Origin of the sequence: Bradyrhizobium sp. BRP20 (assembly GCF_020194215.1) — a bacterium.
GTDB classification, from domain to species: Bacteria; Pseudomonadota; Alphaproteobacteria; order Rhizobiales; family Xanthobacteraceae; genus Bradyrhizobium; species Bradyrhizobium yuanmingense.
The window spans coordinates 43,763-68,898 of the sequence record NZ_JADYVY010000008.1 but is presented as its reverse complement, the minus strand read 5'-3'; the positions used below and the strand labels follow the sequence as shown (position 1 = coordinate 68,898).

Annotated in this window: 23 protein-coding genes; 11 read left to right on the top strand and 12 right to left on the bottom strand. The window is 65.8% G+C overall.

Annotated elements, in window-relative coordinates; genetic code table 11:
* The first annotated feature begins 12 nt into the window (after positions 1–12).
* The 4 genes from I6F33_RS19995 to I6F33_RS19980 are packed head-to-tail and all read left to right on the top strand — an operon-like array spanning position 13 to position 3,884.
* Positions 13–954, top strand: coding sequence for an ABC transporter permease (locus I6F33_RS19995; RefSeq protein WP_036023577.1), 942 nt, complete (start codon positions 13–15; stop codon positions 952–954).
* The gene (locus tag I6F33_RS19990; RefSeq protein ID WP_036034858.1) at positions 951–1,874 is read left to right on the top strand and encodes an ABC transporter permease; all 924 of its coding nucleotides are present in this window, start codon (positions 951–953) and stop codon (positions 1,872–1,874) included. Before I6F33_RS19995 ends, I6F33_RS19990 begins: the two co-directional genes overlap by 4 nt.
* Positions 1,875–1,905: 31 nt before the next feature.
* Positions 1,906–2,895 carry an ABC transporter ATP-binding protein gene (locus I6F33_RS19985; protein ID WP_225143874.1) on the top strand — a complete coding sequence of 330 codons (990 nt, stop codon included), beginning with the start codon at positions 1,906–1,908 and terminating at the stop codon, positions 2,893–2,895.
* A complete protein-coding gene (locus tag I6F33_RS19980; protein ID WP_225143872.1) occupies positions 2,892–3,884 on the top strand; it encodes an ABC transporter ATP-binding protein in 993 nt (330 codons plus the stop codon). The genes I6F33_RS19985 and I6F33_RS19980 overlap by 4 nt, the downstream gene beginning before the upstream one ends.
* 249 nt (positions 3,885–4,133) lie before the next feature.
* Here I6F33_RS19980 and I6F33_RS19975 read toward each other — a convergent pair whose 3' ends face one another.
* The 11 genes from I6F33_RS19975 to I6F33_RS19925 all read right to left on the bottom strand — a co-directional run bounded on the left by I6F33_RS19975 (position 4,134) and on the right by I6F33_RS19925 (position 15,005).
* Positions 4,134–4,421 (bottom strand): YciI family protein, encoded by a 288-nt coding sequence (locus I6F33_RS19975; RefSeq protein WP_036005205.1) that lies wholly within the window; start codon positions 4,419–4,421, stop codon positions 4,134–4,136.
* Between the two features lie 76 nt (positions 4,422–4,497).
* Complete coding sequence (locus I6F33_RS19970; protein WP_036005202.1) at positions 4,498–5,472, bottom strand: sugar ABC transporter substrate-binding protein; 975 nt, start codon at positions 5,470–5,472, stop codon at positions 4,498–4,500.
* A gap of 41 nt (positions 5,473–5,513) precedes the next feature.
* The gene (locus tag I6F33_RS19965) at positions 5,514–6,491 is read right to left on the bottom strand and encodes an ABC transporter permease (RefSeq protein ID WP_036005199.1); all 978 of its coding nucleotides are present in this window, start codon (positions 6,489–6,491) and stop codon (positions 5,514–5,516) included.
* Positions 6,488–7,438: an ABC transporter permease gene (locus tag I6F33_RS19960; RefSeq protein WP_225143870.1), complete on the bottom strand. Its 951-nt coding sequence runs from the start codon at positions 7,436–7,438 to the stop codon at positions 6,488–6,490. The genes I6F33_RS19965 and I6F33_RS19960 overlap by 4 nt, the downstream gene beginning before the upstream one ends.
* A complete protein-coding gene (locus I6F33_RS19955) occupies positions 7,431–8,954 on the bottom strand; it encodes a sugar ABC transporter ATP-binding protein (RefSeq protein WP_225143869.1) in 1,524 nt (507 codons plus the stop codon). Before I6F33_RS19955 ends, I6F33_RS19960 begins: the two co-directional genes overlap by 8 nt.
* 10 nt (positions 8,955–8,964) lie before the next feature.
* Positions 8,965–10,359, bottom strand: a complete 1,395-nt coding sequence (locus I6F33_RS19950; RefSeq protein ID WP_225143868.1) for an FAD-linked oxidase C-terminal domain-containing protein — start codon at positions 10,357–10,359, stop codon at positions 8,965–8,967.
* A gap of 55 nt (positions 10,360–10,414) precedes the next feature.
* Positions 10,415–11,299, bottom strand: a complete 885-nt coding sequence (locus tag I6F33_RS19945; protein WP_225143867.1) for an intradiol ring-cleavage dioxygenase — start codon at positions 11,297–11,299, stop codon at positions 10,415–10,417.
* A gap of 14 nt (positions 11,300–11,313) precedes the next feature.
* Positions 11,314–12,216: an NAD(P)-dependent oxidoreductase gene (locus I6F33_RS19940; RefSeq protein ID WP_225143866.1), complete on the bottom strand. Its 903-nt coding sequence runs from the start codon at positions 12,214–12,216 to the stop codon at positions 11,314–11,316.
* Positions 12,217–12,236: 20 nt separating this feature from the next.
* The gene (locus I6F33_RS19935) at positions 12,237–13,601 is read right to left on the bottom strand and encodes an amidohydrolase family protein (protein WP_225143865.1); all 1,365 of its coding nucleotides are present in this window, start codon (positions 13,599–13,601) and stop codon (positions 12,237–12,239) included.
* A 4-nt stretch (positions 13,602–13,605) separates the two neighbouring features.
* Positions 13,606–14,685: a maleylacetate reductase gene (locus tag I6F33_RS19930; RefSeq protein ID WP_225143864.1), complete on the bottom strand. Its 1,080-nt coding sequence runs from the start codon at positions 14,683–14,685 to the stop codon at positions 13,606–13,608.
* Positions 14,682–15,005, bottom strand: coding sequence for a Dabb family protein (locus I6F33_RS19925; RefSeq protein WP_036034831.1), 324 nt, complete (start codon positions 15,003–15,005; stop codon positions 14,682–14,684). Before I6F33_RS19925 ends, I6F33_RS19930 begins: the two co-directional genes overlap by 4 nt.
* A 107-nt stretch (positions 15,006–15,112) precedes the next feature.
* Between I6F33_RS19925 and I6F33_RS19920 the strand changes: the two genes are divergently transcribed.
* From I6F33_RS19920 to I6F33_RS19890, 7 genes are all read left to right on the top strand, one after another.
* Complete coding sequence (locus tag I6F33_RS19920) at positions 15,113–16,036, top strand: LysR family transcriptional regulator (protein ID WP_036005170.1); 924 nt, start codon at positions 15,113–15,115, stop codon at positions 16,034–16,036.
* A gap of 11 nt (positions 16,037–16,047) precedes the next feature.
* Positions 16,048–17,493 (top strand): xylulokinase, encoded by a 1,446-nt coding sequence (gene xylB, locus I6F33_RS19915; protein WP_225144060.1) that lies wholly within the window; start codon positions 16,048–16,050, stop codon positions 17,491–17,493.
* A 138-nt stretch (positions 17,494–17,631) separates the two neighbouring features.
* Positions 17,632–19,155: a sugar ABC transporter ATP-binding protein gene (locus I6F33_RS19910; protein WP_036023608.1), complete on the top strand. Its 1,524-nt coding sequence runs from the start codon at positions 17,632–17,634 to the stop codon at positions 19,153–19,155.
* Positions 19,148–20,188, top strand: coding sequence for a ribose ABC transporter permease (locus I6F33_RS19905; protein WP_036005162.1), 1,041 nt, complete (start codon positions 19,148–19,150; stop codon positions 20,186–20,188). The genes I6F33_RS19910 and I6F33_RS19905 overlap by 8 nt, the downstream gene beginning before the upstream one ends.
* 101 nt (positions 20,189–20,289) lie before the next feature.
* Complete coding sequence (locus tag I6F33_RS19900) at positions 20,290–21,237, top strand: ABC transporter substrate-binding protein (protein WP_036023609.1); 948 nt, start codon at positions 20,290–20,292, stop codon at positions 21,235–21,237.
* Between the two features lie 150 nt (positions 21,238–21,387).
* Positions 21,388–21,855: a MarR family winged helix-turn-helix transcriptional regulator gene (locus I6F33_RS19895; RefSeq protein WP_036023611.1), complete on the top strand. Its 468-nt coding sequence runs from the start codon at positions 21,388–21,390 to the stop codon at positions 21,853–21,855.
* A gap of 67 nt (positions 21,856–21,922) precedes the next feature.
* Complete coding sequence (locus tag I6F33_RS19890) at positions 21,923–23,629, top strand: FAD-dependent oxidoreductase (protein ID WP_225128962.1); 1,707 nt, start codon at positions 21,923–21,925, stop codon at positions 23,627–23,629.
* Here I6F33_RS19890 and I6F33_RS19885 read toward each other — a convergent pair.
* Positions 23,594–25,129, bottom strand: a complete 1,536-nt coding sequence (locus I6F33_RS19885) for a hypothetical protein (protein ID WP_225143863.1) — start codon at positions 25,127–25,129, stop codon at positions 23,594–23,596. The two genes, I6F33_RS19890 and I6F33_RS19885, sit on opposite strands and share 36 nt — an antisense overlap.
* Positions 25,130–25,136: the final 7 nt, after the last annotated feature.

Sequence of the window (25,136 nt, the reverse complement as noted above, 5' to 3'; positions counted from 1 at the left end):
CGCTGAGGCCAGATGCTCTCCTACATCCTCCGTCGCATCGTCGCGACCTTGCCGGTCATGGCCATCGTCGCGCTGTTCGTGTTCAGCCTGCTCTACATCGCGCCCGGCGATCCGGCCGTGGTGATCGCGGGCGATCAGGCAAGCCCGGAGGATGTGGAGCGCATCCGCCAGAGCCTCGGGCTGGACCGGCCCTTCCTGGTCCAGTTCGGAGGCTGGGTCTGGCGCATCCTGCACGGCGATCTCGGCACCTCGATCTTCACCAACCTGCCGGTCTCGGCGATGATCGGGCAGCGTCTCGGACCGACGCTGTCGCTGATGATCGTCACGCTGCTGCTGACGATCGTGGTGGCGGTGCCGCTCGGCGTGGTGGCGGCATGGAAGGCCGGCAGCCTGATCGATCGCGTCATCATGGGCTTTGCCGTGTTCGGATTCTCGCTGCCGGTCTTCGTGGTCGGCTACATGCTCGCCTACATCTTCGCGCTGGAGCTGGAATGGCTGCCGGTGCAGGGCTACACGCCGCTGGCCCAGGGTTTCTGGCCATGGCTAGAAAACCTGATCCTGCCGGCGATCGCGCTCGGCTGCGTCTACATCGCGCTGGTCGCCCGCATCACGCGGGCAGCCATGCTCGAAGTGCTGCAGCAGGACTATATCCGCACCGCCAAGGCCAAGGGCCTCGGGCAGGGCGGCATCCTGTTCATTCACGCCCTGAAGAACGCGGCGGTGCCGATCGTCACCGTGATCGGGATCGGCATCGCGCTCCTGATCGGCGGCGCGGTCGTCACCGAGAGCGTGTTCGCGATCCCCGGCCTTGGCCGCCTCACCATCGATGCCATCCTGCGCCGTGACTATCCGGTGATTCAGGGCATCGTGCTGCTGTTCAGCTTCGTCTACGTCCTCGTCAATCTGATGATCGACGTCGTCTACACGCTCGTTGACCCGAGGATCCGCTATTGACCGACACCACCGTTAATCCGCATTCGCTTCCGGCCGGCCTCGTCCTTGCGCCGCAACTGCCCGAGATCCTGCGGCCGGTCAGGATACGGCGCGGCTTCGTCGGCCTCCTGCGCGGCCACCCGACGGTCGCGATCGGCGGCGCGCTGCTGCTGATGCTGGTGCTGATCGCGATCTTTGCGCCATACCTCGGCACGGTCGATCCGACCGCGCTTGCGCCCGCCAAGCGCACCCGCGCGCCGTCGGCCGATTTCTGGTTCGGCACCGACGTGCTCGGCCGCGACATCTATTCGCGCGTGCTGTTCGGCGCGCGCGTCTCGCTCACGGTCGGCCTGTCGGTCGCGATCTGCGCCTCGGCGATCGGCCTTGCCATCGGCATGGTCTCCGGCTTCATCCGCTGGGCCGACGGCATCCTGATGCGGTTCATGGACGGGCTGATGTCGATCCCGCCGATCCTGCTGGCGATCGCGCTCATGGCCCTGACGCGCGGCAGCGTCGGCAACGTCATCCTGGCGATCACCATCGCCGAGATTCCGCGCGTCTCGCGCCTCGTCCGCAGCGTCGTGCTGTCCTTGCGCGAGCAGCCCTATGTGGACGCGGCCGTGGCCTGCGGCACGCGCACGCCGATGATCATCCTGCGCCACATCCTGCCCAACACGGTTGCGCCGATGCTGGTCCAGGCAACTTACATCTGCGCCAGCGCCATGATCACGGAGGCGATCCTGTCCTTCATCGGCGCCGGCACGCCGCCGACCATCCCGTCCTGGGGCAACATCATGGCCGAGGGCCGCGCGCTCTGGCAGGTGAAGCCCTACATCGTGTTCTTCCCGGCGGCGTTCCTGTCCGTCACCGTGCTCGCCGTGAATCTGCTCGGCGACGGTCTTCGCGATGCGCTGGACCCGCGCATGGCCAAAAGCCTGTGATGTTGTCTGTGTTGGATCGAGGCTGATTGCGATGGCTTTGCTCGAAGTCGAGAACCTCCAGACCCACTTCCGCACGCCCGGCGGCATCAACCGCGCGGTCGACGGGGTATCCTTCCATATCAACGAGGGTGAGACGCTCGCCATCGTCGGCGAGTCCGGTTGCGGCAAGTCGGTGACATCGATGTCCTTGATGCGGCTGATTCCGGAGCCGCCGGGCCGGATCGCAGGCAGCATCCGCTTCGCGGGCAGGGATCTGCTGAAACTGTCCGATCGCGAGATGCGCGCGATCCGCGGCAACGACATCTCGATGATCTTTCAGGAACCGATGACGAGCCTGAACCCGGTGCTCACCGTCGGCCGCCAGATCCGCGAGACCTTGATGATCCATCAAGGCCTCGACAAGCAGGCGGCGGAGGCGCATGCGGTCGAGATGCTGACACTGGTCGGCATTCCCGAGCCGAAACGGCGCGTCGGCGAATATCCGCATCAGCTGTCCGGCGGCATGCGCCAGCGCGTGATGATCGCGGTCGCGCTGGCCTGCAATCCCAAGCTTCTCATTGCCGACGAGCCGACCACCGCGCTCGACGTGACGATCCAGGCGCAGATCCTCAAGCTGATGTTGGACCTGAAGCGCCGGGTAGGCGCCGCCATCATCCTGATCACCCACGATCTCGGCGTCGTCGCCGAGATCGCCGAGCGCGTTATGGTGATGTACGCCGGCCGCAAGGTCGAGGAGGCGCCGGTGGCCGAGCTGTTCCGATCCCCGCGTCATCCCTATACGCAAGGCCTGTTGGGCGCGGTGCCGAAGCTCGGCTCCTCGCTCGCGGGCACCGCGACCCGCCTTGCCGAGATCCCGGGGCAAGTGCCGGATCTCCGCAAGCCCATTATCGGCTGCGTCTTCGCCGGCCGCTGTGCGCTCGCGACCGACGTGTGCCGGCAATATGCGCCCGGACTTGAAGAGAAGGGCCCGCGCCACGTCGCCGCCTGCCATTACGCCGCCAAGGGAGCCGTCGCGGCATGAGTCCTCCGCTGCTCCAGGTCAACGACCTCAAGAAACATTTTCCGGTCAAGAGCGGCCTGTTCGGCCGCAAGTCCGAATTCGTCTACGCGGTGGACGGCGTGTCGTTCGAGATCGCGCGCGGCGAGACGCTGTCCCTGGTCGGCGAGTCCGGCTGCGGAAAATCGACGGTCGGCCGCGCCATCCTGCGACTGTTCGAGATCACCTCGGGCCAGGTCATCCTCGACGGCCAGAGGATCGACGACGCCGCACCGGGCACGATGCGCCAGATGCGCCGCCGCGTGCAGGTCGTGTTCCAGGACCCGTTCTCCAGCCTCAATCCGCGCATGCGCGTGCGCGACATTCTCGCCGAGCCGATCCGCAATTTCGGCCTCGCCAAGTCCGCGGAGGATCTCGAGGTTCGTGTCACATCGCTGATGGACACGGTGCGCCTGCCGCGCGAAGCGCTGAACCGCAGGCCGCACGAATTCTCCGGCGGCCAGCGTCAGCGCATCGGCATCGCGCGGGCGCTCGCGGCCGAACCCGAGCTGATCGTCTGCGACGAGGCGGTCTCCGCGCTCGACGTTTCGGTCAAGGCGCAGATCGTCAATCTTTTGCAGGATCTCCAGCGCGAATTCGGTCTCGCGCTGCTGTTCATCAGCCACGATCTCGCCATCGTCGAGCACATGACCCATCGCGTCGCCGTGATGTATCTCGGCAAGATCGTCGAGGTGGCCCCGCGCCGCGAGATCTTTGCCGCGCCAAGGCATCCCTACACTAAGGCGCTGCTTTCGGCCGTGCCGCTGCCGGAGCCCGGAGCCCCGCGCAATCCCATCATCCTCAAGGGCGACGTGCCGAGCCCGATCAACCCGCCGAAGGGATGCCGCTTCCACACCCGCTGTCCGTTCGTGTTCGACCGCTGCCGGACCGAGGAGCCGCCGCTGCGCGCGACGGGACCCGAGCAGTGGGTGGCGTGTCACCTGGAAGAGGCTGCGCCGGCAGTCAGCGGTTAAGGACCTGACTCCAGTCCGCGTCGCACACCGCGCCGACGCTGGGCAGGTGCCTGGATGGCGGGCGCAACTGACATCGGGTGATGATTACATTATGCCCCTGTTTTGCCCGACGAGTCAAAATCCACCGCCGATCCGGGTCGGCATTGGCCTCGGATGCGAGGTCGCGCGGTGCATCGGAAATTCGTAAGCGAAAACAAGCCCCGTTCTACTGTGCATGGGGTTGTTTTCGCACTTTGTCGTGGCGGACCCTCAACCCTGCCGGCGCAGGAAGCCGGTGATCGTCACCTTGTCCCAGATGCCGGCCGCGGCAAACGGATCGGCGCGATTGAAGGCCTCGACCTCGCTACGGCTAGGGGCCTCGATCAGGAACAGGCTGCCGATCATGGTCTGGCCGTCGTCGGAGACGAGCGGACCGGACATCACGATCTTGACGCCGAAGCGCGAGGTGTCGCTGAGGAAAGCCTTGTGGGCATCGTAATTGGCGAGCCGGGTCGGCAACGCGCCGGTGCGGTCGAGGGCGTGAATGGCGAACAGCATGCTGTCTCCGTTTCTTGGCTTCATTCTTGGGACGGCCGCGGGCTGCGGCCGTCCGGTCTTGATGTGGGGGGATGGCCTACTTCGCGCTGAGCTTGCCGGCGTCCTCGAAGGTGGGGCAGGTCCGCTGCTCCAGCGGCACGTCGAACGGTCCGTAATTGTCCTTGGTGATCACCGTCGGCTTCAGCACGATCTCGCTGATGACAGGCTGGCCCCGCAAGGAGCGGATCGCCATCATGGTGCCGAGGCAGCCTTGCGCAAAGCCGTTGTAGTCGCCGCTCGCCAGCAGCTTGCCGGACTTGATCGCGTCGATCGCCTCCTTGGTGCCGTTGATGCCGATCACCTGCGCCTTGCGGTTGGCGCCGTCGAGCGCCTCGATCGCGCCGACCGCCATGGCATCGTTGGCGGCTAACACGCCGTCGATCTGCGAATTCGACTGCATCAAGTTCTCCATCACCTGGAGCGCCTGGAGCCGCTGGTAGTTGCCGGGCTGCGAGGCCAAAAGCTTGGCGCCGGGGGCTTCCTTCAGCGCGTCGTTGAAGCCGCGGACGCGGTCGACATTGGTCAGCGAGCCCTTGACGCCTTCGATGATGACGATGTTGCCCTTGCCGCCGAGCGTCTTGAGCAGGAAGCGCGCGGTCTCCAGCCCAAGGCTGTAATCGTCGGCGCCGACGAAGGACAGGAACTTGCCGCCGGCAGAACGGTCGGTGATGTTGACGACCGGGATCTTGGCTTCGTTGATCTTCTCGACCCCGGGGACCATCGCCTTGTAGTCGACCGGCGTGAACACGATCGCGCTCGGCTTCTTCACCACGACGTCCTCGATCTGGCTGAGCTGCTCGGGGATCGAGTCCGGCTTGGTCGGGATGTATTGCAGCGTCTTCGCGTTCAGCACCTTCGCCATGTTGTCGGCGCCGACCCGCACCGTCTGGAAGAACGGATTGGTCTGGTTCTTGGTGAAGACGGCGATGGTCTCGCCGTCGGCACGCGCCGCAGTGGTGAGCGCGGTCGCCATCAGCAACGGCAGCGCCACATAGCCAATTGTCTTTCTCATATTGCCTCCATCCCTCATTTTGCTTGTTGGATTGCTGGAACTCATTGCGCGCGGCGGCGGGTCTTCATGTCGAGCCAGACCGCGAGAATGACGATGACGCCGGTGACGAGCGGCTGCCAATTGGCGCTGACCGCGAGCAGGTTCATGCCGTTCAGCACCAGGGTCAGGATCAGCGCGCCGATGAAGGTGCCGAACACGGTGCCGACGCCGCCGAACAGCGAGGTGCCTCCGATCAGAACGGCCGCGATCGCCGGCAGCGTCAGGCTCTCGCCGATATCGGCCTCGGCCGAATTGAGCCGCGACAGGAAGATGATCGAGGCAAGTCCCGCCATGGTGCCTGAGACCGCGTAGACCAGCAGCAGGCGGCGCGCGACGGGAATGCCTGATAGTCGTGCGGCGACAGGATTGGCGCCGATCGCGTAGATCTCCTGGCCCCAGACCGTGCGCTGCGCGAAGAACGTCCCGATGCCGAGGAACACCAGGAGCAGGTAGACCGGAATGGGCAGGCCGAACAGATAGCCGCTGCCGATCTGGCGGAAGCCGGCCGGGAAGCCGTGCAGGGTCTCGCCCGCCATGTACCAATAGGTGAGGCCGTTCAGCACCCAGAGCATGCCGTAGGTGGCGATGAAGGAGGGGATGCGGAGCGCCGTGACCATGACGCCGTTGATCAGGCCGACGAGCCCGCCGCAGGCAAGTCCGGTGAGGATGCCGAGCGCAGGCGAACCGGTCGTGTGGATCACGGTACCGGCGAGGCAGGCGGACAGCGCGACATTGGCGCCGACGGAGAGATCGAGGCCTGCGGTCAGCACCACCAGCGTCAGGCCGGAGGCGATGAAGAAGGTCAAGCTTGCCTGCCTCAGCACGTTGAGGATGTTGCCGAGGCTCAGGAAGGAATCGCTGAGCACGGCCAGCACCGCGCAGATCAGGAAAGCCGCGAGCAGGCGATAGAATAGCTGGACCGCGTCCTGCGACAGGAAGGAGCGGGGCGGCGCCATGGCGCCCTTGGTGATGTCGGTCATGTGCGGCTCCTGAGGCCGTCGAGGAACAGGGCAAGGATGACGAGCACGCCGACGCTGGCGACCTGCACCGAGGAGGGCAGCGAGATCAGGTTTAGCCCGTTGCGCAACACGCCGACGGAAAGGACCCCGAGCAGCGTACCGAGCAGCCAACCATTGCCGCGCTCGAACGAGGTGCCGCCGACGGCGACGGCCGCGATGGCGTCGAATTCGAGTCCGAGCCCGGCGGTGGGATGGCCGGAGTTCATGCGTGCGGTCATCAACAGGCCTGCGATTCCGGCCATGGCGCCACCGATCGCGTAGACCGCGATTAGCAGCCTGTTGGGCGAGAGCCCGGCATAGCGCAGCGCCTCGCGGTTGCCGCCGAGGGCGAAGATGTAGGTGCCGAAGCGGGTGTGATAGAGCAGGCCGTGAAAGGTCGCATATGTCACCAGCGCCATCACGATCGGCACGGGAATGCCGAGCAGCGTCGCCGAATAGATGTCGCGCACGCTGTGGGGAATGCCGACCACGCTCTGGCCGTCGCTGACGATCAGCGACAGGCCCTGCGCCATGCCGAGCGTGCCGAGCGTCGCGACGAAGGGAGGTATGCCGAGAATGGCGACCAGCCAGCCGTTGGCGAGGCCAAAGGCCGTGCCGACCAGAAGGCCGGCGCCGAGGCCGAGCAGCATCGACTTGGTCGCAAGCGACACGATCGCGACGCAGAGCGAGGTCAGCGTCAGCACCGCGCCCATCGACAGGTCCAGTCCCTCCGTCATGATGATCAGCGTCATCGGCAGCGCGAGCATGGTCAGGATGGTCGACTGCACCAGCACGTTGGAGAGGTTGGCGACCGACAGGAAGCCGGGCGCGATCACGCTGAACAGCGCGATCAGCAGCACCAGCACCATGGCAACGCCGGGAATGCGCTGCAGCGGATTGGGCTCCGAAGCGACTGCGACTTCACGCATGATGCATCCCCAATCGCACGATGTTCTCCTCGGTCAATTCGTTGCGGGTCAGGTGTCCGGCGATGCGCCCCTCGCGCATCACATAGGCGCGGTCGCAGACATGGCAGATCTCGACCTGTTCGGACGAGATCATCAGCGCCGCCGCGCCGTCCGCGACCAGGCGGTCGATCAGCGCGAAAATCTCCGACTTGGCGCCGATGTCGATGCCCCGTGTCGGCTCGTCGAAGATGAAGAGCTTCGAGCCGGCGGCGAGCCATTTGCCGATCACGACCTTCTGCTGGTTGCCGCCCGAGAGCAGGCCGACGGTCTGGCGTGCGCTTGGTGTCGCGATGCGGAGCTGCCGGATCAGACCGTCAGCGGTACGCTGGGCCGAGCGTTGGTCGAATAGCCCGCTCGGAAACAGCTTTTTCAGCGCCGACACCACCAGATTGTCGCTGACGGATCGCAGCAGCGCGAGGCCTTCGCTCTTGCGGCTTTCGGGGATCAGCGCGATGCCGCGACGGGCGGCGAGATCCGGCTCGCCGGAAATGCTCTTACCATCGAAGATGATCTCGCCCGAGGTCACGGGATCGGCGCCGAAGATGGCGCGGGCGACCTCGCTGCGGCCGGAGCCGACCAGGCCGCACAGCCCGACGATCTCGCCCCGGCGCACCTCGATGTTGATGTCGGAGATGCCGGTCGACGCGCTCAGGCCCTTGACCTGGAGCAGCACCTCGCCGGGCTTGTCGGCGAAATGGCGCGGATAGGTCATGTCGATGTTGCGGCCGACCATCATGCGCACCAGCTGGTCCGGCGTGACGTCGGCGGGCCGGACGCCGTCGATGCGGCGGCCGTCGCGCAGCACGGTGATGCGATCGCCGAGCGCGAACACCTCGGCCATGCGGTGCGAGATATAGACGATGGACACGCCGTCGGTCTTCAGCCGCGCGATGAGCGCGAACAGGAGCTCGGTCTCGCGGTCGGACAGCGCCGCGGTCGGCTCGTCCATGACGAGGATGCGGGCGTTCTGGCTGATCGCCTTGGCGATCTCGACCATCTGCTGCTGGGCGACGCCGAGCTTGTCGACGGTGGTGGCGGGATCGATGTCGAAGCCGATGGTGTCGAGCACGCGCCTTGCGTCAGCCAATATCCTGCGGCGGTCGATGGTGCCGGGAATGCGGCCCTTCGGCTCGCGTCCCAAGAAGATGTTCTGGGCGATGTCGAGATGGGGGACCAGCGAGAATTCCTGGAAGATCACGGCGATGCCGAGCTTCTGCGCATCCGCGGTGGAATTGATCGCGACCTTCTCGCCCTTGTAGTAGAATTCGCCGGCGTCGGCGCGATAGGCGCCGCACAGCACTTTCATCAGGCTCGACTTGCCGGCGCCGTTCTCGCCCAGCAGCATATGGACCTCGCCGGGGTAGACGGCGAAGGACACGTCGTCGAGCGCCTTGACGCCGGGAAACTCCTTGCTGATGCCGCGCAGCTCCAGCAGCGGCGTGGGTGAGGTGACCTCGATCGGGAGCGCGTCGCTCATGGCTTGTTGCTCATGTTGTGGCTCTGCCAGAAAAGATCTTTCCGGGGTTCATCAATCCGTCGGGATCGAGCGCCGCCTTGATCGATCGCATCACGTCCACGGCCTCGCCGAGCTCGTCGGTGAGATAGTCGATCTTGCCGAGCCCGATGCCGTGCTCGCCGGTGCAGGTGCCGTCCATGGCGATGGCGCGCGCGACCATGCGGGCCTGCAGCGCTTTGGCGCCCTCGACCTCCTCCGGTCGTGTCGGGTCGATCAGGATCAGCATGTGGAAATTGCCGTCGCCGACATGGCCGACGATCGGCGCGGTGAAGCCGTGCTCGTCAGAGTCGCGACGCGTCTCGATCAGGCATTCCGCCAGACGCGAGATCGGCACGCAGACGTCGGTGATCACAGCGCGCGCGCCGGGCCGCAAGCCAAGGCCGGCGTACAGGGTGTTGTCGCGGGCATGCCAGAGCCGGCTGCGGTCTTCCTGCGCCTTAGCCCAGGCAAAGCCATGGCCGCCATGCTCGGCCGCGATCGCCTGCGCGGCTTCGGCCTGCTCGGCGACGGAAGTCTCTGAGCCATGGAATTCGAAGAACAGGGTGGGAGCCTCGCGATAGCCGAGCTTTGCGTAGGCATTGATGCCGCGCATCATGACATCGTCGAGCAGCTCGATGCGGGCCACGGGGATCGCGGACTGGATCACGGAGATCGCGGTGTCCACCGCATCGTGCAGGGTGTCGAAGCTGCAGACTGCCGCCGAGATCGCCTGCGGCACCGGGTGTACCTTCAGCGTGATCTCCGTGATGACGCCGAGCGTGCCTTCCGCACCGACGAACATGCGCGTCAGGTCGTAGCCGGCCGCCGATTTCCGCGCGCGCCGGGCGGTACGGATCACGCGGCCGTCGGCCAGCACGACCTCGAGCGCCATGACATTGTCCTTCATGGTACCGTAGCGCACCGCCATCGTGCCCGAGGCGCGCGTCGACGTCATGCCGCCGATCGAGGCATCGGCGCCCGGATCGATCGGGAAGAACAAGCCGGTGTTGCGCAGCTCCGCATTGAGCTGCTTGCGCGTGATGCCGGGCTGCACCACGACGTCCATGTCGCTGTCGTGCAGGCTGAGCACCTTGTTCATGCGCGCGAAGTCGAAGCAGACGCCGCCGGCGACCGCGGCCGCATTGCCTTCGAGCGAGGTCCCGGCGCCGAACGGGACGATCGGCATGCCCGCGCCGGCGCAGAGCTTGACGATTTCAGCGACCTCCTGCGTCGTCTCAGGGAAGACGACGATGTCCGGCGGCAGGCTGCGATAATGCGACTCGCTCTGCCCATGCTGATCGAGCACGCCGCGCGCGACGCTCGCGCGCGGTCCGATCATGCCGGCGAGGCGCTCGGCCAATATGTCCGTGCTGACCCGCGGTCCCATCCGTAAGCTCCCGTTTGCTCCCTGTCTCCGGACTCTTGTTGGTCCGTCGTTCAGCTTAAGCGGCTCTTGCGTTGCTCGCGAGCTGCTTCAGGCCGAAGTCATAGTTGAGATGAAAATAGTCGCGCTCCACCATGCGACCATCCGGCGCACGGCCGGCGGGATGACGGACGAACTCCCGGATCAGGCTGTCCTTGACGCCGAACACCACGTCGCTGTCGAGATATTGGTCGCCGGCAACGAACACGTGCGTAACTAGCTGCTCGAAACCTGGCGCTGAGATCATGAAGTGCACGTGCGCCGGGCGCCAGGGATGGCGTCCCTGCACCTCCAGCATCTCGCCGACCGGTCCATCATGCGGAATCGGGTAGGCGGCCGGCTTGATCGACCAGAAATGGAAGCGGCCGTTGGCGTCGGTATGGAAGCGGGCGCGCATCGCGAGATCGCCGATCTTGTCGAGCTGCTGCACGTCGTAATAGCCGTCGTCGTCGGAATGCCAGACGTCCACGATCGCGCCGGCGAGCGGCTTTCCGTCCACGGTCGAGACCGAGCCGGTGACCAGCATGGGATCGCCATCCATCGGCCCGGAGATGTCAGCGCCGCTGTCCTTCTCGGGCGCAGCCTGGACGAAGAAGGGGCCGAGCACCGTGGTCTCGGTCGCGCCTTCGGGCACCGGATGGTTGATGGCATCGACCAGCATGGAGACGCCAAGCGTGTCCGAGAGCAAGATGAATTCTTGGCGCTTGTCGTTGCACATGTGCCCGGTGCGGGTCAGGAAATCGATGCCGAACTCCCATTCGTTCTGGGTGGGCCGCACCTCGCGGACGAAGGCGTGCAAGTGCCGCACCAGCGCTTCGCTCACCTGCTTGATGCGCGGGTCGGTCGCGCCCGCGATCCGCTCCAGCACCGCATCCGTGATCGTATTTTCGTTGAAGTTACGCATGTGTATCTCCGCGATCAGGGTTTTGGTTCGCCGAGGCCGGACAGCCGTTCGAGATGCTTGACGGTCGCGATGAAGTCGGTATCGCCGTCGCCCTGCGCGACCAGCGCGCCATAGGTCTCGCGCACTTGGGCGGCGAGCTGCAGCGGCACACCGACGGCATGGCCGGCGCCCAGGATCAGGTCGAGATCCTTGGCCATCTGCTTGCAGGAGAAGGTGGACTCGAAATCGCGGGTCCGCAGCGGCGCGGTCTTGTACTTGACCATGGGCGAAGCGACCGCGCTGTCGTCGAGCACCTTCAAGATGTCCTGCCAGGCGATGCCGCCCTTGCGCGCCAGCGCCAGGCTCTCCGCCATCATTGCCGCCGACACCGCGATCATCAGGTTGACCGAGAGTTTTGCATAGCGCGCTTCCTCGGCGGAGCCGAGATAGGTCTGAGCGCGGGTGAAAGCTGCGAACAGCGGCTTGGCGCTCTCGAAGGCGTGCTTCGGCCCCGAGACGAAGCAGGTCAGCGCCCCCGTGTGCACGATGCTGGCATTGCCGGAAACCGGCGCGCGCAGATAGGCAATGCCACGCGCCTGCGCGGCGGCTGCAACCTCAGCCGAGGCGTCGACACTCACGGTGCTGGTTTCGATCAAGACGGCAGCGGGCGCCATCGCGGCGATCAGGCCGGCGGAGCCGAGCAATGCGCCGCGCAAAGCGGCGTCGTCGGGCAGGGACGTGATCACGGCGGCCTTGCCGCGCACGGCCTCGGCCGGCGAAGCGGCAATCGCAATGCCCTGCGCGCGTGCCTCGTCGATGCGCGCCGCGCTCTGGTCGAACGCGGTAACGGCAAAGCCCGCCTTGGCGACGAGCACCGACATCGGCAGGCCCATCTTGCCGATCCCGATGAAACCAACTGTTTTCAGAGCGTCAGTCATTGTTCTTGTCCATTGGCGCCTCAGGCGGCGCGTCCCTGTCGTTCAATATCCTGCACCAGCCGCCGGCCGGATTGCGCCAGCAGCTCCTTCTTCGTCTCGAGTCCCTCGACCAATAGCCGCCCGTTCTGCTTCTTCCAGGCACCGCCGATCATGACGGCCTCGATGTTGGCGAGGCTTGTCTGCATCACGACGGTTGCGACGGGATCATGCACTGGATGGAGATTGAGGTCGGAGGCGTTGATGATGACGAGGTCGGCGAGCTTGCCCGGCGTCAGCGAGCCGATCTGGTGCTCGCGGCCGAGCATGCGGGCGCCTTCCGTCGTGATCCAGCGCAGCGCTTCGCGCACGGGAATCGTGGTCGTCGCCGGAATGGCGCCACTTGCTTTGCGCGATTCCACATTGTCCAGTGCCCGCTGCATCGACAGCGCGACGCGCGCGGCGGAGAGGAGATCGCCGGCCAGCACGGACTCCAGGTCGATGCCGATGGTCGGCCGCACGCCGCGCTTCAGGAGGCGGCCGGTGATCGGAAAGCCATGGCCCTGGATCATCTCGTTCTCGGGCGTCACCGAGAACGATACGCCGAGATCGACGAGACGATCGAGCAGATCATCGGGCAGATCGTTGCCGTGGACGATGTTGATGCCGGGGCCGACGAGGCCGGCCTCGAGCAGCTTCTCCCAGCCGTCGGGCGTCTTGGCCGGACCGCCGCCCTGATGCATCGATGCGATCAGCTTCAGCTCCCGCGCCAGGCGGAAATCGTGCATGGCGACGTCGAGCGTCGAATAATGCGGACCGAGGATGGCGAGCCCGAGCGTGACGAGGCCGTCGCGGTCGGCGAGGGGCCCGGCCAGCAGCCGCTCGACCTCACGGCGCGGATGCGGCACTTCCGAGAAATGCGGCTCGCCCGGCTTCGGCTCGGGCTTCGGCGAGCCGTGGAAGAACGCGGCGCGGACGCCGCTTTCGATCAGGCCGCGCACGGCGGCGTCGGTATGATCCGGCGTCGGGTTGTTGTGGCACCAATCGACCAGCGTGGTGACGCCGTGATTGATCTGGTTCAGCGCGCCGACGAGGGTTGCGATGTAGATATCGTCGGGCCGGAACACGGTGGCGAGGCCCGCATGCATGCGGCGGAAATATTCCAGCAGCGTCCAGTTCGCGGCAAAGCCGCGCAAGCCGGTCTGCCAAGTGTGCATATGTGCGTTGATCAGGCCGGGAATGACGATGCGGCCCGTGCCGTCGACGACCTCCGTGTCGGCCGCAGCGTCGATCGACGGGCGCACCTCGGCGATCCGGCTGCCCTCGACCAGCACATCGCCGGTCGAGAGATCGCCGATCGCGTCATCCATGCTGATGACGGTGGCGGATCTGATCAGGGTGCGCCGCATCGCTTCAAGCTGCCGCTTTGATGGCGCCGGGTGGCTCGCCGGTCCAGGCGCGCGCGATCAACTCGCGAATGGCGCCACGCTCGAGCGGGCGCGGATTCCAGTAGGCATTCGTGACTGCGAGGTCAGCCGCCTTGTCGATGCCGCCCTCGGGCATGCCGACATCGCGTAGCGCGACCTTCGCACCCAGCCGCTTCGCAAGTTCGAAAAGCCCCCGAGCTGCATCGGCTGCCCCGATCGCGCGCGCGATCCGCACCATCGCGTCGGGCACGGCCGGCGCGTTGTAGGCCAGCGCATGCGGCAGCACGATGGTGTGCGTTTCGGCGTGCGGCAGGTCGAAAGTGCCGCCGAGCGTGTGACAGAGCTTGTGATGCAGCGCCATGCCGACAGTGCCGAGGCAGACACCGCACAGCCAGGCGCCATAGAGCGCCTCAGTGCGGGCCTCCCGATCGTCGTTCCTGGCGACAATGGCGGGCAGGGCGCGCGCCAGCGCGCGGATGCCTTCTTCGGCCATCAGCGAGGTGACAGGGTTGGCGTCGCGCGCGTAAAGCGCCTCGACGGCATGGGCGATCGCGTTGATGCCGGAGGTTGCGGCGAGGCTCGCCGGCAGCGTCAGCGTCAGGTCGACGTCGTAGATCACGGTCTGCGGCAGCACGGCTGCATCGCGCACCGTGGTCTTCAGCCCGTTCTCGGTCTGGCCGACGATCGGCGTCATCTCCGAGCCGGCATAGGTGGTGGGAATGCAGAGCTGGTTGACGCCGGTGCGCAAGGCCAAGGCCTTGCCGAGCCCGGTGGTCGAGCCGCCGCCGAGCGAAACGACGCAATCGGCTTCGCATGCCTTCATTGCCGCGAGCGCGCGTTCCGTGACCTCGACCGGCGTGTGCATGGTGGCGCCGGAAAAGATGCCGGCATAGAGCGGGCCGAGCGCGGCTCCCAAGCTCTTGCCTTGTGCCTCCTGCTGCGGCGTCGTCAGCACCAGCGCACGCTTGCCGCCGAGCCGCTCGACCTCGGCCTTGGCTGAGGCAAGCGTGCCGCTGCCGAACACGACGCGGCAGGGCAGGTTTTCGAAGGTGAACGAGCCGATCATGCGCCGGTCTCTTTGATGGGATAATCGACCTGGAAGCGCCCGATCCGCAAGTCGCCCAGCGCCTCGCGCACGCGCAGATGCTCCGGGTGGTTGGCATAGGCGGCGAGCGCCGCCTGGTCGGTGAATTCGGAGAACAGCACCACGTCGCAGGCGTAATCGACCGCGCTGACGTCCATGCCGACTTCGATATGGGTGAGGCCGTCGATCCGGCCTTTGAGGCCCTCGAACAGGGTCTTGACCTTGAGCCGGGCGGCCGAGCGCTCCGCGGGCGTCTCCCCGCGCAGTCGCCACATCACGATGTGCCTGATCGGGCCCGACATTTCCTGATTTCCTCGCCTGCAATGGTGCTTTGTTGGCGCCATTTTGCCTTGCAGAAAACGGAAATAAAGGTCAAAATTTGTAAGTCTCTTTTCCTCTTTATGCAAAAATGGACCGGCTGCTTCAACTCGAGGTGTTCTCCAAAACCGCTGAGCTCGGCAGCCTTTCCAAGGCCGCCGAAATCCTGCGGATGTCGAACGCCGCTGCGAGCCGCCATCTCAGTGCGCTGGAGGAGCGGCTTGCGGTCCGGCTGATCGAGCGCAACACGCGCCGGCAATGGCTGACCGAAGCGGGACAGGAACTGCTGCAGCGGTGCAGCACGCTTCTGAACGAGCTCGCCGAAGCCGAGGACGCCGTCTCCGATCGCGCGCTGTCGCCGAAGGGCATGCTGCGCGTGACGAGCTCGCTCTCCTTTGCGATGATCTACCTCGCACCGATGCTGCCCGCCTTCCGTGCGCTCTATCCCGATCTCAGCGTGCAGATCATCAGTGCAAACCGCTATCTCGACTTCATCGAGGCCGGCATCGACGTTGCGATCCGCACCCGCGAGCACGAGCCGGATTCAAACATCGTCGTCCGCCGCATCGGTCAGATGCACCGCGTGCTCGCGGCCGCTCCCTCCTACCTCGAGAAGCACGGCCGGCCCGAGCATCCCGCCGATCTCGCCCGGCACAACATGCTGATCTACAATCTCGCCAATGATCCCTATTCGCTACGGCTGAGCCAGGGCAGCACGACGCAGACGATCCGGATCGCGCCGACGCTCGACAGCAACGACGGCCAGATCATCTGTGGTGCGGCGCGCGCGGGGCTCGGCATCCTGATCCAGCCGCTCTATATCGTGCAAGGCGATATCGCGGCTGGGCGGCTGGTGCCTGTCCTGAGCGATTGGCAGCTGCCGTTGCTCACCATGAACATCGCCTATCAGAACCGCGTCAGGCTGCCTGCCAAGATCAGGGTGTTCTCCGACTTCCTCGTCAGCTACATCCGGGAGCATTCAGAGCCGGGGATCTGGATCGACGCGGCGAAGTGAGCGGAAGCAGCATGTATCTCGGCATCGATCTCGGCACGTCGGCGGTCAAGACGGTTCTCGTCGATGATGCCCAGCGCGTGATCGCAAGCGAGAGCCGGTCGCTCGCGACCGTCTCGCCGCAACCGGGCTATTCCGAGCAGGATCCGGCGCAGTGGATCGGTGCGACCTTCGCCACGCTGGATGCTCTCAAGGCGTCGCATGCCGATGCGTTGGCGGCGGTCGCAGGCATCGGGCTGTCCGGCCAGATGCATGGCGCCACGCTGCTTGATGCAAGCTTGAGGCCGCTGCGGCCTTGCATTCTCTGGAATGACGGACGATCGGCCAGCGAGTGCCGTATCCTGGAGCAACGCTGGCCCGCCTTGCGCGAAGTGACGGGCAACAAGGCGATGCCGGGCTTCACCGCGCCAAAACTGCTCTGGATCGCCACGCACGAGCCCGAGATCTTCGCGGCGACGAAACTCGTTCTTCTGCCAAAGGCCTATCTGCGACTGGTGCTATCGGGCGATGCTGTCGAGGACGTCTCGGATGCCTCGGGATCCCTATGGCTCGACGTTGCGCGCCGCGATTGGTCGGACGCCGCGCTGGCAGCGAGCGGCTTGTCGCGCGAGCACATGCCGCGCCTGGTCGAGGGATGCGCGCCCGCAACCACGCTGCGCAGCGAACTCGCGCGGCGCTGGGGGATGATCAGGCAGCCGGTGATCGCGGGTGGGGCCGGCGACAATCCCGCGGGCGCCATCGGCATCGGCGCAATCCGGCCGGGAGCCGCTTTCGTGTCGCTGGGAACCTCGGGTGCGCTCATGGTCCCGACCGACCGGATCGCCGCCAATCCCGACCGTGTCGTGCACACGTTCTGCCACGCCATTCCAGGGATGTGGATTCAGGCCGGCGCGATCCTCTCGGCCGCTTCCTGCCTTGCCTGGCTCGCGCGCCTGTTCGGCGCCGCCGAGGCCGAGCTGCTGGCGCCGCTTGGAGCCCGACCGCGGGCGCCGTCGCCCGTGAGCTTCCTGCCTTATCTCGCCGGTGAGCGGACGCCGCACGACGATCCCGTTGTGCGCGGCATGCTGGATGGCCTGAGCCATGGCACCGATCGCGCGGCGATCGTGCAGGCGGTGCTCGAAGGCGTTGCCTTCGCGCTTGCCGATTGCCGCGATGCGCTCGCGGATGCCGGCATCGGGATTGCGGAGGCCGACGTGATTGGCGGCGGTTCACGCTCTACCTTCTGGCTCTCGGTGCTGGCGAACGTGCTGAGCATTCCGATCCATCGCTTTGCCGGAGGTGAAACCGGCGCCGCGTTCGGTGCGGCGAGATTGGGGCGGCTTGCTGTCACGGGTGAGGCAATCGGTGACGTATGCATGCAGCCGCAGCGCATCGAAACATTCGAGCCCGACGCTGCACTGGTCGATGCCTACGCTGAACGGCTTCCCGCCTGGCGCGACCTGTATCGGCCGCGCCACTAGCTGGCCCAATCTGGTTTGCATACTTCGGTATATTCGCCTTCGGTATTGCCCTGCGTCACTCGCTTTTGTTTAATGACCAAACCGCGTTGCCGAGAAACGAGACGCGGGTGGGAAACGCATTGTGCGCCGGGAGGCACGATGAACGATCCGATCCTCGAGATGCGCGGGGTCTCGAAGACCTTCTTCGGCATCAAGGCGCTGCGGGCCGTCGATCTCACCGTCTATCCCGGCGAAATTCACGCCCTGATGGGTGAGAACGGCGCCGGCAAGTCGACGCTGATGAAGATCCTGTCCGGCGCCTACCGGCCCGACGCGGGCGGCGAGATCCGCATCGAGGGCAGGGCGGTGCGGATCGAAGGCCCGCTCGGCGGCCGCGCGGCGGGCATCTCCATCATCTACCAGGAGCTGTCGCTCGCTCCCAATCTCAGCGTTGCCGAGAACATCTATCTGGGACGGGAGATATCGCGGTCAGGCTTGCTGGCGCGCGGCACAATGCGCGAGGGCGTCGGCCCGATCCTGAAGCGCCTGGGCGCGGACTTCCTGCCCTCGACGCTGGTGGCGCATCTGTCCATGGGGCAGCGGCAGCTGGTCGAGATCGCCCGTGCGCTGCACGTCAGATCGAAAATCCTCATCATGGACGAGCCGACCACCTCGTTGTCGGCCGCCGAAAGTGAGCGGCTGTTCGCGTTGATCCGCCAGCTTCGCGCCGAGGGCCTTGCCATCATCTACATCTCGCATCGCATGGACGAGGTCTATGCGCTCGGCGATCGCGTCACCGTGCTGCGCGACGGCCGCCTGGTCGGCTCGCTCGACAAGCCCGAGATCCGCGCCGACACCATCGTGCGCTTGATGGTCGGTCGCGACGTCTCCTCGTTCTACAAGAAGGACCATGATCCGGAGGCGGGGCGGGGGCATCCCGTGCTCGCGGCGATCGACATGGCCGATGGCGGGCGCGTCAAGGGCTGCTCCCTCACCGTGCATGCGGGTGAGGTGGTCGGCCTCGCCGGCCTGATCGGCGCCGGTCGCACCGAGCTTGCGCATCTCATCATCGGCGCGTCGCCAAAAACCTCCGGCCGGCTCGAGCTGGAGGGGCGTCCGGTCGAGATCCGCACGCCGGGCGAGGCGCTCGAGGCCGGCATTGCCTATCTGACCGAAGACAGGAAGGCGCTCGGCCTGTTTCTCGACATGTCGTGTCTGGACAACATCAACCTCGCCGTGCTCGGCCGCGATGCGAAGCTCGGCTGGTTTCTCGATCGCGACAAGGCCCGCGAGCGCGCCGACCGCGCCTTTGCCGGCCTCAGCATCCGCGCCGCGAATGCCGGCGTTCCCGCCGGCGGCCTGTCAGGGGGCAACCAGCAGAAGGTGCTGCTGTCGCGACTGCTCGCCATCGCGCCGAAGGTCCTCATTCTCGACGAGCCGACGCGCGGCGTCGATGTCGGTGCCAAGTCGGAAATCTATTCGATCATCGACAATCTCGCCAAGGCCGGCACCGCGATCCTCGTCATCTCGTCCGATCTGCCCGAGATCATCGGCATCTGCGACCGCGTCATCGTGATGCGTGCCGGGCACATTGCCGGCGAGGTCAGCCGCGGTCCGAATTCGCCGCTTGCGCAGGAAGACATCATGGGGCTTGCCACGGGGATGGAGCATCTCGATGCCTGACAATGGTGCTGCGGAGGCAAAGCCGGCATCGACGACGACCAATGGCGCTGCCGCGGAGACAAGACGCCAGCGGATGAGGATGCTGATCAGCGCGCTCGGCATGTTGCCGGTGCTGCTGATCCTCTGCATCGGCTTCAACGTGCTGTCGGAAGGCCGCTTCTTCACCGGACAAAATCTCGGCATCGTATTGCAGCAGGCCGCGGTGAACACCGTGCTCGCCGCTGGCATGACCTTCGTCATCCTCACCGGCGGCATCGACCTGTCGGTCGGCTCGATCCTGGCGGCCTCCGCGATGGCGGGTTTGACGCTCTCCAAGATGCCGGAGCTCGGCTTGCTGTGGCTGCCGGCCGCACTGCTCACCGGCCTCGTCTTCGGCATCGTCAACGGCGCGCTGATTGCGCTGCTGCGCCTGCCGCCCTTCATCGTCACGCTCGGCTCGCTCACCGCAGTGCGCGGCCTGGCGCGGCTGCTCGGGGCTGACACCACCGTGTTCAATCCCTCCATTCCCTATGCCTTCATCGGCAACGGCTCGTTGACGCTCATTCCCGGAGTCGCGTCGATCCCATGGCTCTCGGTAATCGCCTTGCTCGTCATTCTCGTCTCCTGGCTGGTGCTGCGCCGGACCGTGCTCGGCGTGCATATCTATGCCGTGGGCGGAAACGAGAGCGCAGCGCGGCTTGCCGGCATCAAGGTCTGGGCCGTCCTGATCTTCGTCTACGGCATCTCCGGACTTTTCGCCGGGCTCGGCGGCGCCATGCAGGCGGCGCGGCTCTACGCAGCCAACGGACTCCAGCTCGGCCAGTCCTATGAGCTCGATGCAATCACCGCGGTGATCCTCGGCGGTACCTCGTTCGTCGGCGGCATCGGCTCGATCTGGGGCACGCTGGTCGGTGCGCTCATCATCGCCGTGCTCTCGAACGGGCTCATCCTGATCGGTGTCTCCGACATCTGGCAATATGTGATCAAGGGCCTGGTGATCATCGGTGCCGTGGCGCTGGACCGCTACCGGCTGCAAGGCTCCGCGAGAACGTGAAAGGTCTGGCGCGCAACGGCGTGCGCATGGCTTGAGACGAGATTCCGTTGCGGCAACTGGTCTGCCGCGCCGGGGACGAAGACAGACCAGGGAGGAAGTCCATGTTGAAGACGATCATGCTCGCCGGCGCCGCCATGGCGCTTGCCCTCACCACCGCACCATCCTTCGCCAAGGAGCTCAAGTCGATCGGCGTCTCGCTGGGATCGATGGGCAATCCGTTCTTCGTCGCGCTGTCGAAGGGCGCCGAGTTCGAGGCCAAGAAGACCAATCCCAACGTGAAGATCACGACGGTCGGCTTCGAATACGACCTCGGCAAGCAGGTCACCCAGATCGACAATTTCATCGCCGCTGGCGTCGACCTGATCCTGCTCAATCCCGGCGATCCCAAGGCGATCGGGCCGGCCATCAAGAAGGCGCAGGCCGCAGGCATCGTCGTCGTCGCTGTCGACACCGCGGCCGAAGGCGCCGATGCCACCGTGACCACGAACAACGTGCAGGCCGGCGAGATCTCCTGCCAGTACATCGTCGACAAATTGGGCGGCAAGGGTGACGTCATCATCGAGAACGGGCCGCAGGTCTCCGCCGTGATCGACCGTGTGGTCGGCTGCAAGAACGTGTTCGCGAAGAATCCCGGCATCAAGGTGTTGTCGAGCGACCAGGACGGCAAGGGCTCGCGCGAGGGCGGCCTCACCGTCGCGCAGGGCTATCTGACCCGCTTCCCCAAGATCGACGCCATCTTCGCCATCAACGATCCGCAGGCGATCGGCACCGACCTTGCGGCACGCCAGCAGAACCGAACCGGCATGATCATCACCGCCGTCGACGGCGCGCCCGATATCGAGGCCGCGCTGAAAGATCCGCAGTCGCCGCAGATCCAGGCATCGGCGTCGCAGGATCCGTTCTTCATGGCGCGGCGGGCCGTGCAGGTCGGCGTCGGCATTCTCAACGGCCAGAAGCCGGCTTCGACCGTCGAGCTGCTGCCGTCCAAGCTGGTGACCAGGGACAACGTTGCCGCGTACAAGGGCTGGACCTCGGATCGCTCGCAGTAAGGCATCGGGGCGTTCGAAGCACGAGAGATGGCGGGTGGCGGTTCGTTCGCGCCGCCCGCCGCCGATACCTCGCGTGCTCACCAGTAGCACGCAGCAATGCCTGTGCTAGCTTTCCACGATCTCGTTCGGTCGATTCGGAAAGCAGATCCGGTGAAATCCACGACGTCAGGCACCGCGTGGCGGCATGCCAATATCGGCCGCCTGCTCAATAACGCGGTGCGGCGCTTCGAAGGCCGTGTGCTCGAATTGATGACCGAGCGGGGCCACGACGAGACGCGCATCGCCCATGTCAGCCTCACGCGCAATCTCGACGTGGAGGGGACGCGGCTCACCGAGCTCGCCCGCCGCGCCTCCATGAGCAAGCAGGCGATGGGCGAGCTGGTCGACCAATGCGCCGCGCTCGGCCTCGTCGATCGCATCGCCGATCCGACCGACCGGCGCGCGCGCATCGTCGTGTTCACGCCGGCCGGACGCAAATGGCTCGATGCGTTCCGTGATGCCGTCGACATCGCCGAGCGGGAGATGCGCGTCGAGCTCGGCAAGGCCACGATGGATGCAATCCTGAAGGGGCTCGCGGTGTATGGCACGGAATTCGACACGCTCGACGACCCGAATTAGTCAGGCAGCTTGACGAAATAGTCAGGTGTCCTTACCATGCAGGTTGGTGTTGGTAGGGAGAAGCATCTTGGAAATTCGTCTGACGGCCGCGGTGCTCATCGTTGGCGGGGGCCCTTGCGGGCTGATGCTGGCCAACGAGCTCGGCCGCCGCGGCGTGTCCGCGATCCTGGTCGACGAAAAGCCGGGCACGGCCTTCAACCCGCAAGCCAATGCGACGCAGGCGCGCTCGATGGAGCATTATCGGCGGCTGGGCTTTGCCGACGAGATCAGGCGCGAAGGTCTGCCCGCGGACTACCCGACCGATGTCGCATATTTCACGCGCTATACCGGATACGAGCTGGCGCGGTTCGCGCTGCCGTCAGCGTCGCGGGCGGGTGAGCTGATCAAGGGCATGTCAGGCTCCTGGAGCGCGGCGGAGCTGCCGCATCGGGTCTCGCAGAAATATGTCGAGGCGGTGCTGCGCCGCCACGCCGAACGGCTGCCCGGAATCCAGCTCAACTACAGTCACCGGCTGATCGGCTACACGGAAAGTGATGACGGTATCGCCGGCAATATCGAATGTCTCGACGATGGCAGCCGCTTTCGGGTCCGCGCCGACTTCCTGGTCGGGGCCGACGGGCCGCGCTCGATGGTCCGGCAATCGCTCGGGATCGTCTATGGCGGCGAGAGCGGGACGCAGCGCGACTTCATGGGCGGCCGCATGCTGGCGGTCTATCTCCGCTCGCCCGATTTCTACGCGCGCGTTCCCCACGCGAAAGCGTGGATGTACAATTGCTTCAACGGCGACCGCCGCGCCTTCATGGCCTCGGTGAACGGTCGTGATGAGTTTGCATTCCACACCCAGTTGCGACCGGGCGAGGACGAAACTGCGATCACGATCAACCAGGCCAAAGCCGCGTTCCAGCGCGCCTGCGGTGCGCCGATCGATTGCGAAGTTCTGTCCTTCCTGACCTGGACCGCCGGTCACGCATTGGTGGCAAGCGGGATGCAGCGGGGCAGGGTCTTCCTCGGCGGCGACGCGGCGCATCTGTTCACGCCGACCGGCGGGCTCGGCTACAACACCGCTATCGAGGATGCGGTCAATCTCGGCTGGAAGCTCGCAAGCGTCGTCAAGGGCGTGAGCCCGGCGGCACTGCTCAATAGTTACGAGGTCGAGCGGCGTCCGGTGGCGCTCCGCAACACCGATCATGCGCGCCGCTTCGCCGATTCGCTTGGCCTCTTCGCGCCGGCGCCGGAGATCGAGGATGCCACGGAGGCCGGCCACAAGGCGCGGCGAATCGCGGGTGCCTATCTCAATCAGCACGCCCGTGCCGAGTTCAACATCCCCGGCGTCACCTTCGGCGGACGCTACGACGGCTCCCCAATCATCGTCCCCGATGGTAGCGAGCCGCCGCCGGATGCTGCCAACGTCTACGTTCCCACCGCCTCTCCCGGTGGCCGCCCACCGCATGCGTGGCTGGAGGACGGCATGTCGCTATACGACCAGTTCGGATTCGAATGGACCTTGCTTCAGTTTGGGGACGTCATGTCGGCCCATGCGTCATTCGCTGACACCATTCGCGCGATCGGGGCCGACGTAAAGCTCGTCACGCTACCCAGATCGTTGCGCGATCTCTATGAGGCGGATCTCGCCCTGATACGTCCCGACCAGATCGTGGCTTGGCGCGGCAACGCATCGCAGGCCGGAACGATCGCACGCGTTCTTAGCCGCGTACTCGGGCGCGAAGACGCGCGGCTGCTAGCCGGCGGTGGAGGGATTGGTTCGCGCAGGTGACACGGCCGATGGAATTGCGCTCGTAAAGAGACTGGTCTTGGGCTGGACGCGCGATCCGTCGATCAGCTCGAGCCGCCCGCAGCGATTCAAGGTGTGCAGCTTCCTGCCCGGCCATGCCGGTCCGGGTTTCAGAGTGTGGCGGACGACCTGCTTGAATACCGTCGGCGACAGCTCGACCACTTCCGCCAGGGCAAGCGCTGCGCCGTATCCGTCGGTGCAATCCTGGACCGGTCGCCACAGTCTGTCATCGAGCGTGACGAAGTTTCCTGCCGGCCGCGTGCTGGCGCGGTCGATCAAGACGGGATTGCTGGCGTGGGGAAGCCAAGGCCCCAAGAGCCGATCGGCGTAATAGATCGCCAGCGAATCCGAATAGCCACCCGTTCCGTCGCGCCAGGCGCCAAACAGATAATACAGGCCGTTGTGGCGCGTGATCGTGACGTCGGCCAGCTCGAGGCCGGAAAGGAGCGTTGCGTATCGCTCCCATTTGTCCGGAAACCGAGTGCATTTGTAGAGAGCGACGTCCCCGCGGGTCGAGCTCTCCGGGATCATCCACAGCTCGCCATCGTCCTCGATCAGGAACGGATAGGAGAGGTGACAGGGCTCCTCCAGCACCGGCGTCACCTCGCCGATCGGCCCCGCGTCGTTGAACGCGATCGCGGAAATGATACCTTTTCCGACACGGTGATCGAGATCCTCGAAGAAGGCGAAGGTCCGTCCCTGCCACGTGACGGGAAAGGGATCGGCGTAGAAGTGGTTTCCAGGATCTCCCAGAACGTTCCAGCTTGGACCTGACAGGTCTCCGGTCTGCCAGACGCCCGGGCCGTCGTTGAAGCGCCATCCGATATGCCAATGCGGGGCATAGCAGCAGAGGCGATAGATCTCCTTGGCGATCGATACGGCAAGGCCGCGCGCCACGTAGCCAACGGGTCCGCGGTGCGGGACAGTTGAAGCGGGGCGCGGCAGGTGCGGCACGATGCGCGGCCTTCCCGACAGGATCGCCGCCAGCATGGTGAGGGTCCGCGCCATGATCGTTTCGAGCGCACCACTGAGGCCCGCAGCAATCTCACCGGACGGATGGCCGCGGTCGAGGACCGAACCGTCGATCTCGTTGACGATCTCGATCACGGGCAGGTCGCCGGCGAGGATGGCGGCGAGCGCGGCATTTTCGCCTGCGACGCCGTTGAACAGCGGCCGCAGATACAGCCGGGCCGGGCTCGCCGGATCGCGCGGGGCATTCGTGAAATCGACGATTACGTCGGCGGTGCCGATGCTGACCCGTGCTGGTTCGGAGCTGATCGTCAGCCTGTCGGCGGCGCTGTGCTTGCCCTTGTGCAACACGATGCGTTCGAGCTCGACCAGCGCATCGAGACCTGCCGGCCGCGGCTCCGCCGTTGCCGTCCATGCAACTTGCACCGACATGTCCCGGCCGTCGACCGACAGCGTCCTGCGGTCCATCCAGCGCCGCGCATAGTCACGTTCACAGCGAAACTCGATGATCATGTCGAGC